At 43.7% G+C, this 17,649-nt stretch carries 9 protein-coding genes; 2 read left to right on the top strand and 7 right to left on the bottom strand.

Annotated elements, in window-relative coordinates:
* Nucleotides 1-65: 65 nt before the first annotated feature.
* From BC351_RS17140 to BC351_RS17130, 3 genes are all read right to left on the bottom strand, one after another.
* Nucleotides 66-1,604, bottom strand: coding sequence for an ABC transporter substrate-binding protein (locus BC351_RS17140; RefSeq protein WP_079414006.1), 1,539 nt, complete (start codon nucleotides 1,602-1,604; stop codon nucleotides 66-68).
* Nucleotides 1,605-1,760: 156 nt separating this feature from the next.
* Nucleotides 1,761-3,332, bottom strand: a complete 1,572-nt coding sequence (locus BC351_RS17135) for a response regulator transcription factor (protein WP_079413955.1) — start codon at nucleotides 3,330-3,332, stop codon at nucleotides 1,761-1,763.
* Nucleotides 3,333-3,336: 4 nt separating this feature from the next.
* The gene (locus BC351_RS17130; protein ID WP_244209051.1) at nucleotides 3,337-5,067 is read right to left on the bottom strand and encodes a sensor histidine kinase; all 1,731 of its coding nucleotides are present in this window, start codon (nucleotides 5,065-5,067) and stop codon (nucleotides 3,337-3,339) included.
* Between the two features lie 335 nt (nucleotides 5,068-5,402).
* Between BC351_RS17130 and BC351_RS17125 the strand changes: the two genes are divergently transcribed.
* Complete coding sequence (locus BC351_RS17125) at nucleotides 5,403-8,447, top strand: ATP-binding response regulator (RefSeq protein WP_244209049.1); 3,045 nt, start codon at nucleotides 5,403-5,405, stop codon at nucleotides 8,445-8,447.
* Nucleotides 8,448-8,461: 14 nt separating this feature from the next.
* On the opposite strand, the gene BC351_RS17120 is transcribed toward BC351_RS17125, so the two are convergent.
* The gene (locus tag BC351_RS17120) at nucleotides 8,462-9,355 is read right to left on the bottom strand and encodes a helix-turn-helix transcriptional regulator (RefSeq protein ID WP_158082122.1); all 894 of its coding nucleotides are present in this window, start codon (nucleotides 9,353-9,355) and stop codon (nucleotides 8,462-8,464) included.
* 145 nt (nucleotides 9,356-9,500) lie between these two features.
* Between BC351_RS17120 and BC351_RS17115 the strand changes: the two genes are divergently transcribed.
* Nucleotides 9,501-12,203, top strand: coding sequence for an MGH1-like glycoside hydrolase domain-containing protein (locus BC351_RS17115; RefSeq protein WP_079413952.1), 2,703 nt, complete (start codon nucleotides 9,501-9,503; stop codon nucleotides 12,201-12,203).
* Nucleotides 12,204-12,261: 58 nt separating this feature from the next.
* Here BC351_RS17115 and BC351_RS17110 read toward each other — a convergent pair whose 3' ends face one another.
* The 3 genes from BC351_RS17110 to BC351_RS17100 all read right to left on the bottom strand — a co-directional run bounded on the left by BC351_RS17110 (nucleotide 12,262) and on the right by BC351_RS17100 (nucleotide 17,553).
* A complete protein-coding gene (locus tag BC351_RS17110; RefSeq protein ID WP_079413951.1) occupies nucleotides 12,262-14,064 on the bottom strand; it encodes a sensor histidine kinase in 1,803 nt (600 codons plus the stop codon).
* A gap of 15 nt (nucleotides 14,065-14,079) precedes the next feature.
* A complete protein-coding gene (locus BC351_RS17105) occupies nucleotides 14,080-15,516 on the bottom strand; it encodes a response regulator transcription factor (protein ID WP_079413950.1) in 1,437 nt (478 codons plus the stop codon).
* Between the two features lie 117 nt (nucleotides 15,517-15,633).
* Nucleotides 15,634-17,553, bottom strand: coding sequence for a family 43 glycosylhydrolase (locus BC351_RS17100; protein WP_079413949.1), 1,920 nt, complete (start codon nucleotides 17,551-17,553; stop codon nucleotides 15,634-15,636).
* Between the last annotated feature and the right edge of the window lie 96 nt (nucleotides 17,554-17,649).

The following is a 17,649-nucleotide window of genomic DNA, read 5'->3' as shown; positions in this document are numbered from 1 at the left end:
ACCTTTAGTGCTGACATTGTTTTTACGCATGGCCTCTTCTGTCTTTTATAGTGGGATCGATTGGATTATTTATTGGCCGCTGCCCAAGAGTCAAGCTGCTTTTGCTTCTCGGCAATGACCTTATCGATGCCCGCTGCCTTCATTTGCTTGATATATTCGGGCAACATTTTCGCGGGATCCACCGTTCCTGTCTCTAAAGCGATAGCGAACTGGTTCGTAACATTCGTTAGCGCTGCGATTTCCGTCTTCACGGGCTCTGAATTGTAACTGAAGCCAAGCGCTTTCGATTTCTTCGCGTTCTTATTAAAGTCAGTAAGCTTCTTGTTTCGGTCCACATCTTCCCCATTGAACAAATAGGAGAGCAGCATATTTCCAAAAAGCCAGTTTTGGTAAGGGTAATAGCCGTTATTAGAAGCGTTGACGCCCTGCGGAAAATCGATGACGTTATCCGATTTTTTCACATAATGCTGTCCTTCAATTCCCCAATCCAGCAGATTGATCAACTCTTTGTCCGTATACATCATATTGAGCAGCATCATAGACCTATCCGGGTCTTGCGCATTTCTGGGAATGCTCCACATGTAGGCAGTGATGTTGTTATTTGACGCGACGGCTGGCAGCAAACGCACTTCAACCAGATCTTTTCCAACACTTAAGGAATCGGCCGCTTCACTAAATGGATTCATATGGTGAATCGTCGAGAAGGCTTTTCCCGCTTTCATTAAACTTTGCCAAGGTTCTGTACTGGTAGCGGCATCTTTGGCAATATATCCGGCCAAATACCATCTTCTTGTCGTGTCCAGCAGTTTGGCATATCCTGGAGTTTCCTGCCAATTGACCACCTTCATCCCGTTATCGTGCTCCGGAAGCACGCCATAACCATCTCCAAGCGGATCCATCAAGCCGCCAATGAACGGATTCCCGAGAATCGAGTTGGCGAACTTGATCACTGGAATCACTTCCGGCTCGTTCTCCTTGATTACTTTGAATACAGAGTCGAGATCGTCCACCGATTTGATCGCTTTCGTATCGATTTTGTACTTATCTACAAGATCTTTACGCATCGAAATGCCAAAGTCGGTCGCCAGGTCTCGAATACTCGTAATCGCGTAAGTCTTTCCGTTAATCTTAGTCGCTTTTAGATAAGCAGGATCTAGATCGTCCAGCGCTTTTTTGGCATCTTGACCGTATTTGGCTATTTGGTCGTCTAGCGCAAGATATTGGCCCTTGGCCACTTGCTGCTCGTATGTGCCTCTGCCGCTTACGATGAGATCGATTTTCTCGTTGCCAGACAGCAACAGCGTAGTTTGCTGCGCCCAGGCTCCTTTCGTGATCTGTACGAGCTTCACGGTTGCGTTGATTTTTTCTTGCGTAATTTTGTTGATTTTTTCTTGTACAGCTTTCAAGTCCTTCTGCTCACTAGTAACCGGAAACACCATCGTCAGTTCGACGGGCTTCAGGTTGGGATTCGCGCTAGCCGACGGCGTAGAAGCTCCGCTCGCATTCGGTTGGACACTCGAGCCCGAGGTGCAGGCAGTGACTAGCATAGACGTTGTCAAAACGGAAATCAGAACCGACGCAGTGTATTTCATTCTTAACTTCATGTGGAACCTCCAAATAAGATTGGTCTTGCGCTTTACTACTTTTATTGTAATGGAGTGCTCGGTTGCCTGCATCCAAGAATCCGTTCTCCCTGTTTTGAGTTTCCGTCCATATAAAAAGAAAAACGCCTCTTGGCGTCCTTGATGTTCATATAACATTTACATGCCCGAAAACCTTTTCCGATACTCCTGAGGTGTCATCGAGACTTCCTTCTTGAAGAGCGTGGAGAAATAAGAAAAATTAACAAAACCTACCGCTAAAGAAACGTTGCTGATCGAAGTTTCCGATTTGATAAGAAGCTCTTTCGCAAGATCGATCCTTTCCTTCAGAATATATTCCGATATCGATAGACCCGTCTCCTTTTTAAACAGCTTAACCATGTAGTCGGGACTGAGATCGATATAGTCGGCAATATATTGTCGGGACATTTCCTGGTCGATATTCGCCGCTATGTACCGCTTGATCTTTTCTACGACCGTCTCATTCGAACCGGGTCCTTCAATGGAAGTCATTGCAATTTCAAGCACGTCCTTAACCCAGTCTTGCAGGTCTTTGACGCTTTTGACAGCAGATGAAATACGTTCCGGAGCAAAATGATCCGATAACATATCCTCCGTAAACAGCCCTTTTTGTTGCAGCGTTTGCATCACCATGTGCTGAAAATTCAAATAAAACTTCTGCAAGCTTTTCGAATTCAGCCATTCGATCTGCTTGAGCGACTCCAGAAACTGCTGCGATTCGACTAGAAGCTTCTTCTTGTCTCCCTGCTTGATTAGCTCGGACCATACTTTCATCGAAGGCATGGGAAATGGCGTTTCATGTGTGATCTTCTCTTCAATGTGCACGACCCGGTCGACGGCGTTGACCTGCATCTTTCTAAACCCTTCCAAATCTTCAACCATGCCACGCATATCGTGTATCTCAGTCGGTTGACCCAAATAGCATGACAAATGGCACCCCAAATGTCTATTGCACAAGTCGATGAACAAACCGAATCGTTTCACAATCTCTTGGAGGAATTCCTCTTCCCTCGTCTCTATCGTATGTTGGGTAGGAAATAAAGCCAACAACTGATTGACCTTGATACGAACGATGTGAGACGTAGCGACTGGTCGAATGACCAATTCCTCCAGGGCGTTCGTTACCGCATACTCCATATTGAGGGCCTCCTGAGCGTTCAGTTCTTTCTCCCAGTGATGAATACTGATCAAGACGGGCAAAAACTTCATCTTGCTAGTATAGGGTATATTGTGCTTTAAGATCTCTTCCTTAATATTGTCCGGACGGGATGGGGTGACCTGCTTCAGCAGATCCTGCCAGAAGCGCTCAATGACGATCGTGGCCGATTTCCGGTCTTTGCTTATTTTCTTAATCAACTCCATCATGACGCGTTCCAGCTCTTCTGGCGGTGCAGGCTTGAGCAAATATTCGAAGCTACCAAGCTGGATGGCTTTTTTCGCGTATTGAAAGTCAGCATGGCAGGTCAGGAAGACACACTCTGTCCAAGGATGCTCTTCCCGTACCCATTCATAGAGTTCCAGTCCACTTCCTTGCGGCATCTCGATATCACACAACATAATGTCAACCGGATGCTTGGAATAGTGTTCCTTCGCTTTTCGGGCACTGTTCACTACAGACACGTAAATGATGCCGAATTTTGACCAGTTCACGCTTGCCCTAATGCCGTTCGCGATAAATTCTTCATCGTCTACAATTAATAATCTGTACATGATCCTAACCCAATCCTTTCATTATTGGCATGAAAATATCTACGATGGCCCCGTTATCGTTTGAGAACCTGATGCTTGCTTGTTCCCCGTATAACAGCCGCAGTCTTCGCCTTACATTCCAGATCCCGATATGCTCGCCTTCTTTACTCGTCAGGTTTATTTCTTGTCTCAACTTCTCGAGCACCTCGTCTGCAAACCCTGGGCCTGTATCACGAATACGAATATGAAGCCGTTCTTCATCCTTCCGGCTATCACGTCCAACCGAAACCTCGATTGAAGTAGGAACGTCCGTATTGACCGCATACTTGATCGTGTTTTCAGCAAAACTTTGAATGATTAGCGGTGGAATGAAACAATCGAGCAGGTCGTCTGATGCGATAATGGCATACGTCAAACTCCCTGGAAACCGGATCTGCTGAATGTTCAAATAATTTTTCGTATGTCCAAGCTCGTCCCGAACCAGAACATGATCCGTGTGGCTGCGGAACATGAAGCGAAAATAATGAATTAATGAAAGGGAAAGTTCTTGAATCAACTTATATTTTTGTTCTTGGGCCAAATAATAAACAACATTCAGACTGTTCAAAAAGAAATGCGGATTGATTTGCAGCTGCAGCTGCTTCAGCTCCGCTTTCTGATTAATCAATTGCTCTTCATAGATATCGATTCTCAACTTCTGAATGTCGGTCAACATGCTGTTAAACGTTTCATTCATCAACTCGAATTCATTGGAGGCAGGTTTCATCGCTATTTGTGTATCTAAGTGACCCTCTTTGATCTTGCTCATGGCTAGTACGATCCGGTTGATCGGGCGGAGCACAACTCGCCTCATGAAGTAGAAGGCAAGCAATACAATGATGACGGTCCCCACCGCGATGAAAAAAATAATCCTCTGCAAATAAGGCAGCTTCTGGAGAATTCTTTGATCGGGGACGACCGCGACTAAACCGAAATCCCCTTTTCCAGAATGCTCGCCGATCACCAGATATCCGTCATCTATACCGCTTAGACGGTACGACTTAGGTGTATAAGATAAATCAATTCCGCGTTCTCTAAAAAAAGATTCGTTCTTTAGCGGCTCATAGTTGCCGTCGACAAGCAGCGCTCTTCCATCGGCGCCCAGATCCAGGAGATCAAGCGGCCCAGTAATATCTCGTGCATTTACACCAGCCCCGATGTATAAACCGCCAATCTTCATGATATATGACAAGTAATCCTTATCATGAAGGCTGAATACAGTCCATCTCCCTGTCTGAAAATGCCCGTCATCAATAAGCGAGACAATGGCATCCTTGATAGGTTGATTGTCGAAGTTAGCCGAACCTGTCTGATTAGGAGCAAACACCAAATCTTGGTTTGCGGGCGAATATACGAAGAAATAGTCTAGTCCCTTATAGTAAGTCGCGTTATTCACCAATTGTTTAAATTGCCATATGCGCTCCATTTGATATAAATCGATATCGATCAAGGGAGAACGATCAAGAATGTACAAGCCCGTTTCTTCCGAAGCATATTTAAGCAAGTAGTTGTCGATGTCGCGTAGCGACCTATCGATTAGCCCCATATAAAGGCTGATCATGTTGCTGTTAGTTTGAGAAACTTGGTTGCGAACGACTTGGATCGAATAGAAGTTGCTGAAAATTAAGAAGATAACAATCGGCAGCATAATAAGCATGAGCCCTGTAATAAGTTTAAACCGGAGCGAGTTGAATATTGAAGATGGTGGTTTTCTCATGTAGTCCAAGTTCCCTTCAGCTCTTTTATGATAATTATTGTACCATGGACGTCATGACTTTTATGATTCTATTCTGTTTTCTTTATACTTCATACTAACTGCTGTGACGGTTACCTACTTTCAAGATTCCGACTTTTTTTTTTTGAGTTTCCGATATCAATTGGTCGTGTCCATTCCCCCAAGAAAAACGTTAAAGGTAAATAAAGGGACTACGCCATATATGTCGAATTTCATTTTCTATGATGCGAATAAAAATGACCTCCCCCCTAAAATATATAACCCTAGTTTTATTATTTTCTAGTATTCTCCTCGGCTTACGATGGGTTTGGTCCGAAATGTTTTTTACTTCGGAGTACCCGCAAGCTATCCATGGCGTACTCGACATGCGCGGCTGGGACTTAAATAATTCCGCTGCCATCCGTCTGGATGGTGAATGGCAGTTCTACCCTGCCCAATTAGTTTCTCAAGCGAATACGCAAATTGTGAAAGAGCAGCCCTCTTATATTCAAGTACCCGGAAACTGGAGTAGCGCACTGACCAAAGAGGGAAATTCCTCAATTGGGTACGGAACGTATCGGCTGCGCATTCTTGTCGATCCACTGGAGAAACCTGTCGCATTTTGGTTGCATGGTATACAAGCCTCATCTACCGTGGAAACCAATGGGCTGACTGAGGGCGATATTGGTAAACCTGCCGAGAGCGAATATGCGTACACGCCCAAAAACATCTCTTACACAGCTTCTTATTTTGCGAAAGGTATAGAAGAAATTGAAGTGCTTATTCGAGTAGCTAACTTCGATGATCCTTATAACGGTGGAATACTAAACTCCGTTCGTTTTGGATCTCAGGCAGCAATCGACTACTTGCGTTGGTATTCCATTGGGTTTCAATTGGTTACATTTTTTGTTTTGCTGCTTCATGGTTTGTACGCCTGTATTCTCTACTGCTTTAATCCTCATTATCGGACTTTGTTCAATGTCTGTATGTTAACCCTGGCTACTGGGATTACGATTATGGCCGGTCATGATAACGTGCTCATGTTATGGTTGCCGATCAATTATACATGGGCGCTGAAGATCAGATTAATCTCGCTCATTTGGCATTCCTTTTTTATTCTTATTCTTTTCAGAGGATTCTCTTCGGCTCCACCGAAGAGTGTATGGTTGCGAGCATTCACTTCAGTGCTCATTGCTTTCACTGGATTTCTGCTGGCTGCAAGCGCTGCATGGGTGAATGGAACAGTTGCACTAGGAATATTTACAGTGGTCTATTTAATACCATTTGTGTGGTTTGTTTATATCATTGGAACGATGATCTTCAGGAAGCAAGCCGACAATGACGTCATCTTCTTGTTGCTATGTGCGGTATGTATTATGTCTAGTCTTGTCTGGAGTTTATGGATTTCTTGTACGGTGGTTTACTATCCAATAGATATAATTGCGGCCATTATTGGTTTCTCTACCTATTGGTTTAAAAAATATTTCCACAATTCTAATGAAAACATCTTGCTAAACGAACAGTTAAAAAAAGCAGACAAGCTGAAAGACCAATTTCTTGCCAATACGTCGCACGAATTACGAACGCCGCTGCATGGCATTATGAATATCGCTCAGACCGTTGTATCCAAAGAGAAAGCAAAGTTGAATGAGAATAGCCTTAAAGATATGGAACTGTTGATCACGATAAGTCGCCGCATGTCGCACATGCTGGGAGATCTTCTTGATGTTGCACGTCTCCAAGAGCACCGCATAGTTCTGCAGCAGGAGCCCTTGCGGATTCAATCGATCGTTCCAGGTGTAATTAGCATGCTTAAATTTATGATTGAGGGTAAGGCTATCCGATTGAGTATGGACATAATGGAGTCGTTTCCACTGGTATTAGTGGATGAGAAAAGACTTCTGCAAATTCTGCATAATCTTTTACATAATGCCCTCAAATACACAGAAGAAGGAACAATCTCTGTTTCTGCGGATACCCGTGAGGGGCTTGCCATTATCCATGTCTCTGACACCGGGGTCGGCATGAATGAGGAAACACAGGCGCGAGTGTTTCTTCCCTACGAACAAGGGTCCTATGGAATAAGCGATGGTCGAGGTATTGGACTTGGTTTAAGCATATGCAAGCAGTTGGTAGAATTGCATGGCGGTACATTGACAGTTCGTTCTGAACTGGGTAAAGGCTCTGTATTCAGTTTTGGTCTGCCGCTAGCTAACTTGTCGAATCTCCAACAATCTCAACAGTCTCAACAACCTCAACAATCTCAACAATCTCTCCATCTACATCAGGTAACGGACGAAGCTGCTGAGTGGCCTGTTGGGTTGCGTTTTCAAGATACTGTCATTGCCGAATTGGCAACTTCTGCACTAACTCCGCCGCTTTTGAATGACAGGAAGGTGAATATTCTTGCCGTTGATGACGACCCCGTCAATCTGAATGTGCTCGTTGGAATTCTTTCAACGGAGCCATATAACATAACAACGGCTCATTCAGCTCGTGAGGTATTGGAACTGCTTGGCACGGGGCAATGGGATCTATTGATTGCCGATGTCATGATGCCCCACATGTCTGGCTACGAGTTAACGGAGAAAGTAAGGAAGCATTATTCCGTTTCCGAGCTTCCTGTCTTGCTGTTGACCGCGCGTAGTCAGCCAGCTGATATCTACACTGGATTCTTGTCGGGAGCCAATGATTATGTGACCAAACCTGTAGATGCACTAGAGCTCAAATACCGAATTAGGGCGTTAATCACGCTAAAGCAATCCATTAATGAACGTTTACGGATAGAAGCCGCCTATCTTCAGGCACAAATTCATCCTCATTTTCTATTCAACACACTTAACTCAATTATGGCGCTTAGTGATATAGACACGGAAAAAATGCGTGAGCTGGGCAATGCCTTTGCGTCCTATTTGAGGATCAGCTTTGATTTTCTCAATACAGAAGAACTGATCGAGCTTTCCCATGAACTTGAGCTTATCGAGGCCTATTTATTTATCGAAAAAGTGCGATTTAAGGACAGGTTGTCTATTGTTTGGGAAGTTGAACCCCACATCAACTTGTTGCTTCCTCCACTTTCTATACAGCCTCTAATCGAGAATGCTGTCAAACACGGCCTCCTTAGCCAAAGCAAAGGTGGTACGGTCCATATACGGATTACTCGCCAAGACAGCTGCACGCTGATTGAAGTAAAAGATAATGGCAAGGGTATGGAGCAAGAAAAGGTTATTCAACTGTTGAGTCCTTCGATGAAAGGAAAAAAAGGAATTGGACTTTCCAATACGAATCGACGATTAACTCAATTATACGGTCAAGGTTTGTCTATTTTCAGTGAACCCAATGAAGGAACAACCGTTTCATTCGTCATTCCGAATCATGAATAAATAACTTCGGCGCTTTAAAATTTAGGAAGGGTCCGTTTCTCAACAAACTGCCTCGGCGAGCAGCCGAAATGCCTTTTGAATAATTGATAAAACTGGGCTGGACTGGTAAACCCTACTTTGCCGCTAATTTCAGTTACAGACCACGCCTCAGTTAGCAAGAGCTGCTCTGCTCGTTTCATTCGGCGCATCTGGACGTAGGACGTAAACGTCATCCCCATTCCTTTTTTGAACAGCTTGGCAAAATAGCTGCTATTATAGTTCAGCTTGCTGCTGATATCCGCAATTTGGAAAGGAATTTCCAACTGCTGTTCGATATAGACAAGCGCAGGACGCAATTTCTCCGCTAGTTGTGGATCCATCGGTTTGATGATGTGGGCATCATCAATTTGAATTAACGTGTACATGAGCTTTTTCAAGCTAACATTTATAGAGAGCTCGTAGCCCCGCTGTTGTATGGTCATATCGAGCAGCATCTGATGGATAAGTTGATAAATGACCTCAATGCTAGCCGGATACTTGCGCAGTGTTTCATTGAACTGTGTTAAATTGGCCGAGCGGCCGGTAAATGCGGCGAGATACGGAAGCAAGGATGGATCGATAAAAGCTGCCATATCAACATGGCAGACGATATACAGCAGATCGTCACGTCCATGTTTGTGAGATCTGTGCAGTTCATTGGAGCCGAGCAACACCACATGACCAGCTTGCAGATGATAGCTGAGATGTGGTGTTTCTATGGACAGAGTACCTTGCAGCACAGCGATCAATTCCACCTCTTCATGATAGTGCCAAAGCCCATATTGAGCGGATGGTTGGCTAGGATGATGCAGGGTCCATATTTTAAGCCGGAAATTTGGATCTTCATAATCCACATGTTCTTTATCGTAAGCTGTCAGATTCACTGGCACGGGGATCCTCCTGCACTTCATTGTTATACCCATCATAGCATGAATGTCCGTTTTCAAGATAATTTAAGCTTATATCAAGAGGCATTTTGGTATGTACTCTTTTAAAATAAAGAGAAGAGCCTACATTCCAAAGGAGCGATAGACAATGCATGAGATTGAGACACTCCCCGATGACCATGATCTTAGACTGCCTGCATGGGGACCCTATACCAAACAATACATGGGTATCTCCCATATCAGCGATCAAGCGCGAGGCTTGCGTTTTGATCTTAGTCTAATGCCTGGCTTCTACAGGAGAAAAATGGATATTCCCAGCGTTTTGTGGGAATCCGGCTATCATCCATGGGAGGCAACGGCGGATTTCAGCTTCTTCTCCCACCGCCATGAACTTGAATGGAAAGATCGCGTCTACACCGACATTTCTTTCAGCCGCATCGCTGATCAGTGCCGACTAATTCGAGTATCCTTCGTGAACCAAACCGAGCATCCGCAAAACTTGGTACTGCACTGGATGGCTTCGCTTCAGCCGCCTCGCCTTCTGGGGCACGGCGACGTACAAGTATGTGCAGATGCGCAGCTGCCCGAGGGCGCAGTGTGGGTTGATGCGCTAGATTATAGCGAATTGAATTTCGCACGCCCACGACCGTCGGACGGCTTGGTCTATGACGGTTTTCTTAGGGGGGAAATTCGAGGCCAGCATTTTACGGGAGGGTCCGCAATAGGAGACAGCTTCGGTGCCGACCAAGGCGACTTGCTGCGTTATGAGATAAACCTCGCAGAGCCTTTAATAAACGGTGTGTTCCTGCTGCGCTACCAAACGGAGCAAAGCGTGGAACTTGAGCTTCAAATTGGACATCAGATATACCAATTCGATGTAGAGGCTTCCAACTCCCTCAGGGTTGCCCATCTACCGATCGGGACGCTTGCAGCAGGAGACTTCACGCTCTCCTTATCTGCTTGCGGCTCCGGCCCCTTGGTGCTGGACGGCTTTACCCTACTTGAGCACAACGCTACCCAGGAGGTTGTCTTTGTCGACCGGCCCTGGCACATCGAGCCTGAATTGCTGGAAGGGCCTGTTCCTGGCAGCCTGATCCTCCGATATAAAGATTGCCCGTATCATTACGGCCTTCTGTGGAACTACCCCAATGTCGAGATACGACAATACAAAAACGACGAACTCGATCGGTATGCCCGTCTTACGGTGCATAATCACGTTGATGCCGTCTTGCAGGGTAATGGAAAGGGTCACTTTACGAATGTGTTCATGCGTCCCATTCATGTCGTACCCTCTTCATCGAAGATCCTTCATGGCATGGTCTGCTCTGGGACGTACGAAGAAGTGCTTGCTTCCCTAACAGCGGTTTCGCTAGACTACGACAAATGCGAAGCCATTTATAAAGCTGAACGTGCGCAGTTAACTCCGCCTCCCACCTATGCTGCCGGTGGCACCTATGCATTTAGCCAGCAGCTTATGCGAGCTACGCTGCTAACCAATACAGTCTTCCCTGTCTACACCAAACGCGGGTATATTCGCCACAGTACGCCAGGGCGCTGGTGGGATTCCCTATATACATGGGATTCAGGGTTTATCGCACTCGGGTTCTCCGATTTGGATGCAGAGCGCTCCATAGATTGCTTGAACGCGTATATGACAGAACCTGGTGACCGCCAGGCTGCCTTCATTCATCATGGCAGCCCTGTGCCCGTGCAGCATTATGTGTTTCTTGAGCTGTGGAACCAAGGGCAGTCCCTCGCTTTCTTGCATCATTTTTATCCGCGATTGCGTCAATATTACTTGTTCCTAGCCGGGAAAATTAACGGGTCTACTACTGGCCTACTGCGCTCTGGATTGCTTAAAACATGGGATTACTTCTATAATTCCGGGGGGTGGGACGACTATCCGCCGCAAAAATATGTGCATGCGCAAACGCTGGAAGCAACAGTTGCCCCTATTGTGACAACGAGCCAGGCCATTCGTATTGCTAAAATCCTGAAAATGGCTGCCGCAATGTCGGAGAATTGGCAGGAAGACATAAGGGATTACGAGCAGGATATAGAACGATGGAGTCATGCTTTGGAGAAGCATGCGTGGGATGAAGAAGCCGGTTATTACAGCTATGTCGTGCATAACGCGGAGGGTGAGCCAGAAAGCCTTCTACGGCACAGCTCCGGGGCCAATTACAACATGGGGATGGATGGGCTTTACCCGCTCGTAGCCGGCATCTGTACCAAATCGCGTGCGGATCGGCTAGTTGCCGCGCTGTTTGATGATAAACGTTTATGGACGCCAATCGGCCTGTCCACCGTTGACCAAAGCGCGCCTTATTATCGGGCGGATGGCTACTGGAACGGTGCGGTTTGGATGCCGCATCAATGGTTTTTCTGGAAAACCATGCTCGATTTGGGTTACTCCGATCTTGCTTTCCGCATTGCGGATACCGCTTTAAACTTATGGAAGCGTGAGACCGAGGCCACCTACAACTGTTATGAGCACTTTATCGTGCAGACAGGTCGAGGCGCAGGATGGCATCATTTCGGCGGTTTGTCGGCTCCGGTCATCAATTGGTTTGCTGCTTATTACCAACTTGGCAAAGTTTCCACTGGTTTTAATATTTGGATGCTGCAGCAGTCCTTTAACGAAAGTTATACGGCGTATCAGGCGGAATTTCGCTATGCAAGTAGCGCCGAACAAGCGTTCAGCATCGTAGTCAACATGGCAGAAGGCGTGCACTATGAAGTTGAGGGAACAGGGTGTTCCGTGCACTGGACGATTAACAATTGTGGTGGTGTAGATATTTACATTACCGATTGCATGCCGCAAGCCGCTGTGCGGATCAGAGCGTGCTAAATGATTTTTACGCAACAGAACCCGCCTATCATTGGCGGGTTCTGTTTGTTTTATTTTTTCATATAGATGGAATCTTAACAATCACTATCGTTCCAATACCAAGTTGACTCTCTATCTCTACCCCGTACCCCTCTCCAAACAGCAGCTTTATCCTATTATTAATATTGGAAAGCCCTATATTTTTACCTTCTAAACTGTTTTCCACTCTCTCCGAATAGGCCATATGCAGTTTCGCTTTCATGCGTTCCAGTTCATCTTGACCTATCCCTTTCCCCGTATCCGCTACTTGAAAACAGATATCACCATTCTCGTCCATATTGCCGCTTACACAAAGTTGTCCTCCTGCGTCCATACTTTCGAGTCCATGATAGACGGAATTTTCCACAATGGGCTGCAAAATCATTTTAGGTGTTTTCATACCTAATATCTTGTCATCAACCTTAACTTCCAAAGAGAATTTATTTTCATATCGAATGGAAATAATATTGAGATAGGCCTTAATACATTGAATTTCTTCACTGATTAAAACGAGTTCGCTTTTTTCAATACTATAACGAAAAATCTTTGACATACTTGAAGTAATCTGCGCGATTTCCTTACTGCCGTATTCTAGACCGATACTACTAATGCAATTCAAAGTATTATAAAGGAAATGCGGGTTGATTTGACTTTGCAAGGCAGAAAACTCTGCCTGTTTTTTGCTCAATTCCGCCTCATATAATCTTGCCTGGGTACTAATAACATGACTCGTCATCTCTTCCATATTGTCAATCATCCTATTGATATCGTAGGCCAAGACGCCAACTTCATTAGTTGAACGTACCTTTACCCGAAAGCTCCTGTCGCGATTACCAATTTTTTTCATATCTGAAACAAGCCCCATCACAGGTCGAGTGAGATTGTTTAAGAAAAAGTACCCCAGAATCATCATACTTATAATGATGCCAATTCCTGCAATAATGCTAATATTCTTAATCGCCTTCATATCCGTTGTCAGTTCGTGCACCGGTATCATACTTACGATCCGCCACTCGTCCGCCTGCCTCAAGCCTTTTGCCTGTACGATGACATCTTCCCCATTGATTTTGGTTTTTACCCCATTCATTAAACTTTGATTATCTATTGAAAGAATTTCCTTGAATAAATTGCTATGCAATTTTGCATGATTTGACGCAATGACCTCATTTCGGCTGTTAAGGATATACAAAGCTGAATTAGGCGTTAATTCTGTGTTTTCCACAAGGTCTTGTATCTTATCCATATTCACCATTACGGAACAATAGCCTGTCTTTTTAGAAAATTGAACCCCGCCAATCGCCTCAATAATGGGTGCTATATAAAAGAAATAGTCATTTCCTGTTTTTTCGTCCTTTAATAAGTTTGTAAATTCCCCTTTAACAACGGTCTCACTCTCATTTTTAAATGAATTAATAAAATGAATATACTGATTTGAAAACGTAATATCACCGTTGGTCGTCGCTAAACTGGAAACTCTTCTTCCTTCATTATCAGTAATCACAATGCCATTCAAATAAGAATTAAATAACCTCATATATTCAATGAGATCAATGACATAAGTACCAATTTCAAACCCTCTCTTATAATCATCATCTGCAATGGTAAACTCCTGTACCCATTTATTATCAACAGCTATGTTCGTACTGACTTTAATATCGTTAAAAACAGAATCGATCTTTTGGCGGGTTTGTTCTATGATCGTATTCCCATAATTTACAGCTCTTTTTTGGGTTAAATTATAAAAGCTATAGTAGGAATAGACTTCCATGATGGTAAATATGAAAACCGAAAATAAAAATATCAGTAAGATTTGATGTTTAAGTTTTAGCCTGCTAATCTGCAAATCTTCCCACTCCAGTCAACTCTTTCTGAATTTCGTAGGCGTTATCCCACAATGTTTCTTAAATACTTTATTGAAATAATAATAGTCAAAATAACCTACTTTGGTTGCAACTTCTTCAATGGACAACTCTGATCTCTTCAATAGCTCACAAGCTTTTTTAATTCTCAAATCGGTTACATATCCCGAAAAGGTTTTGCCCAAAACTTTTTTGAACAGTTGACAGCAGTACACTTGGTTGATCAGAAATTTGACAGATAAATCTTTCAGATATAACTCCTCCTGATAATGATTGTCGATGTATTTCACCAGCTGGGTAAAATAAGCGTTCTTATCGCTTTCATGCATGGACTGGCTGTTCAGTTGCTTTAAGTATATAAAAATGTCATGTAAAAAGCTGCATAAGGACTCAAAGTTTTCAAATCGCTCTTTCAGTTCAGAGTAATTGAGGAAATCAAGCTCCATGTCCTTCAACTCTTCGTAATAGGTGCCAACCAAGCTGCTAACGACTTGATTCCATAAATAAACCACTTCTCCCATACCTAAATGATGAAAAGAGAAGAAAACCTGCATTTTCTGAATGATGTCATCCATGTCTTCAAACTTTTTCTCTTTCATACTAGAAGCAATGCTATCTATAAACGGATTAACCAAGCTAAGCTTTGGCTCATATTCAAATACCCCTTTTTCTTCATTCAAAAATGTTTGTGAAGCTGCAAGATCGGATTCCTTGATTAGCTTGGCCATTTGATCGTAATTCGTAGAAATGGAGCTAATTCCTATTGATTTTATATTCGAACCTGTGAATATGGCAGCATCCAATTGAATATCCAACTCTGATCTCTTATCAGTTTTGAGTATGTACAGTGTCTTTCTTGAGCCAAATTCAACTTCTAAGATATGCTCTATATTGCCAAACTTAATGGCTTGACCACCCTTTTTCTCACTATCGGAATACACGATAACGACACGCAAATACTCGTCCGATGTACGATCAAAAAATGGCGTCAACCGTTTTAAATCACTTTTATCAGGTGCGGTAAGCGCCTCTAAAATAAGGTTATTTCGAAGGCTTCGCTTCTTGGAGAAATGCAAGGCCAGCTTTTCAATTAAGGGATCTGCCAAATCAATATCTAAGGGCTTGAGACAATAATCCAGCGCGCCATATCTTATCGCCTCTTGCGCATAAGCAAACTCAGCGAAACCGCTTACAACAACGAAGTCAACGTCCAATCCCCTGTCTTTCGTCATTCTCATAAGGTCAAGGCCGGAAATTTCAGGCATTCTAATATCTGTAAAGACTAGATCAGGAGATTCCTCGGATATGAACTCAATTGCCTTATGGGCACTTGTAAATTGACCTATGATTTCGAACCCGTATTGATGCCAGTTAAAGGCATTCCGTATTCCTTTTATCGCCCAAGGCTCATCATCTACAATAATTACACTATGCATAAGTACCTCCATGATTGTTGATCAATGCAAAATAATAGCACTCTAAATTTTGAAGAATAAAATGTGTTTTTAGCAAAAGAACCTAGGCTAGGGCCTAGGTGTAAAGCTTAACTTGCATCAGTTTGGTACTAGTTTAATATAATCAAGTAACAGATTGTAGCCTGAACTTGAACCATTTTTACCTGCAACATTAAACTTGAAGGATTTATTGCCTGCCGAGCTGAAGATTATATTGGCCACATTCAGTTCCGTATAGTTTAATCCAGTTGAATATAAATCCTGAACTGAACCGTGATTTACATCGTTTACCGACAGCTGGAACTGCCCCCTGTTGGGTCCCTTTTTCACACCGACCCTTACACTGTAGCTGCGTGCCTCAGGCACATTCACCGTGTATGTCACATAGTCATTGACTCCATTGGCTTCCAGCGTAGTTCCATATCCACCGCTCAGATTAAGGTCTCGCCCGGTTCCATTTCCGAACATGGTGTGTTTGACGCCCGAGGTTGCGCTAACACTTAAATTTTCTGTTTCATATTGACTGCTTTGTACTGAAATATTATCAAATTTTGCAGCTGAATCATAGGTCCTAACTCCTATACTACCCCCAATATAGGTTGAATCCGTCACACTTATCTTAGGTATAGTCATATCATCAACATAAACCTTAATGGATTCATCTTGTGCAACAATTTTAACATGATACTTTGCATTAGCCGTTAAACTCATAGAAGCAGTGGCAAGCGATGTCCAGTTGTTGTTTGCCTTCCCTATCAGCACCTTCTGATTAGGAACATCGAGTCCAGCATAGTAGCCTTGGTAAGCATCACTACCTGTTCCTGGATTTGATACCCTAAATACCAGACCCGCATTGCCGGTTGAACCTGGTGTCACATCAGCTTCATAAATCATATTTGAGAAATTGGTGTCCAGAAGAGCCTTGGCACCTGGATTTGATGCTACATGATACTGACCGCCTGATACTGTCCATGTACCGCCATATTTTGTCCACCCTGTATCATTACCGTCATCAAAGTTATCTTCCACTGCCATTTCGACTGGTATAATCGTATTATCAGCATTAAACTCAAATTTATCAAATGCCAGTACGCGTTGTGGACTATTCAGATAACGCTTATGGTAAAAAATGTACCAATCATTTGTTGTAGGTGATTTAACAATACCATTATGACCAGGTCCATCGGCTGTTGTCGTATCTGTATGCAGCATAATACCTTTTGGTACAAATGGTCCTGTTACAGAGCTGGAAGTTGCATACATGACCTTATAAGATGAATCTGCCCATACACCGGCAGCATAAGTCAAATAGTATATCCCGTTTCTCTTGAATACTTTAGGCGCTTCAAAATAATCATTATCGCCCGTTTTAGTGGGAGTAACTTTTTTATAGACGGTTCCGTCAGGCCATGTTCCCAGTGACTTCATGTCAGCGTTCAGTTTTACAACATTACACTCGCCCCAGCTGCCATAATACATATAAGCCTGGCCGTCGTCATCAAAAAATACATCTTGGTCCATTGGACCTGCGCCATTTCTTACAACATTGATAAGTGGTGCGCCAATCGCATCGGTATATGGACCTTGTGGATTATCAGCCACTGCAACACCTATTCCGCCTAATTGTCCATCGCCATTGATTGCGTTAGCAGCAAAATAGATGTAGTATTTCCCATCACGATAAGCCCCGTTTGGTGCCCACAATGAATGTTGCAACCATGATATATTGGCCGAACTTATGACATTTGAGTATTTTGTCCAATTGACCATGTCCGTAGAAGAGAAGATGTCCACCGATTTTGCGCCAGTGCCGGATTCACCAACTTGAGTCGAACGAGTCGGATACACCCAATATGTCCCATTATAAATCTGTACATCAGGGTCTGCATAATAACCATCCACAAATTGTGGACCAGAGTGAATCGGAGCCGCATAAGTGAATCCCGGCAAAGAAACGAACAAGCAAATTACAATTGAAACGCAAAACAATACCAAATTAGACTTCTTGATTTTTCCCATGAGACAACCTCCTTTTTTGACTGACAATATACTTTCCTTATTGAACTCTTTAACTCCCGTGCCTAGATTTGTTCAAATTGTTGTTTATGCGAAAGC

Origin of the sequence: Paenibacillus ferrarius, from assembly GCF_002027705.1 — a bacterium.
GTDB classification, from domain to species: domain Bacteria; phylum Bacillota; class Bacilli; order Paenibacillales; family NBRC-103111; genus Paenibacillus_E; species Paenibacillus_E ferrarius.
This window is presented reverse-complemented; position numbering and strand designations above follow the sequence as displayed.

What these genes read in the sequence shown, in the direction of transcription:
- BC351_RS17140 (WP_079414006.1), bottom strand. Translation starts at nt 1,604, where the DNA reads ATGAAGTTAAGAATGAAATACACTGCGTCGGTTCTGATTTCCGTTTTG.
- BC351_RS17135 (WP_079413955.1), bottom strand. Translation starts at nt 3,332, where the DNA reads ATGTACAGATTATTAATTGTAGACGATGAAGAATTTATCGCGAACGGC.
- BC351_RS17130 (WP_244209051.1), bottom strand. Translation starts at nt 5,067, where the DNA reads ATGAGAAAACCACCATCTTCAATATTCAACTCGCTCCGGTTTAAACTT.
- BC351_RS17125 (WP_244209049.1), top strand. Translation starts at nt 5,403, where the DNA reads ATGTTTTTTACTTCGGAGTACCCGCAAGCTATCCATGGCGTACTCGAC.
- BC351_RS17115 (WP_079413952.1), top strand. Translation starts at nt 9,501, where the DNA reads ATGCATGAGATTGAGACACTCCCCGATGACCATGATCTTAGACTGCCT.
- BC351_RS17105 (WP_079413950.1), bottom strand. Translation starts at nt 15,516, where the DNA reads ATGCATAGTGTAATTATTGTAGATGATGAGCCTTGGGCGATAAAAGGA.
- BC351_RS17100 (WP_079413949.1), bottom strand. Translation starts at nt 17,553, where the DNA reads ATGGGAAAAATCAAGAAGTCTAATTTGGTATTGTTTTGCGTTTCAATT.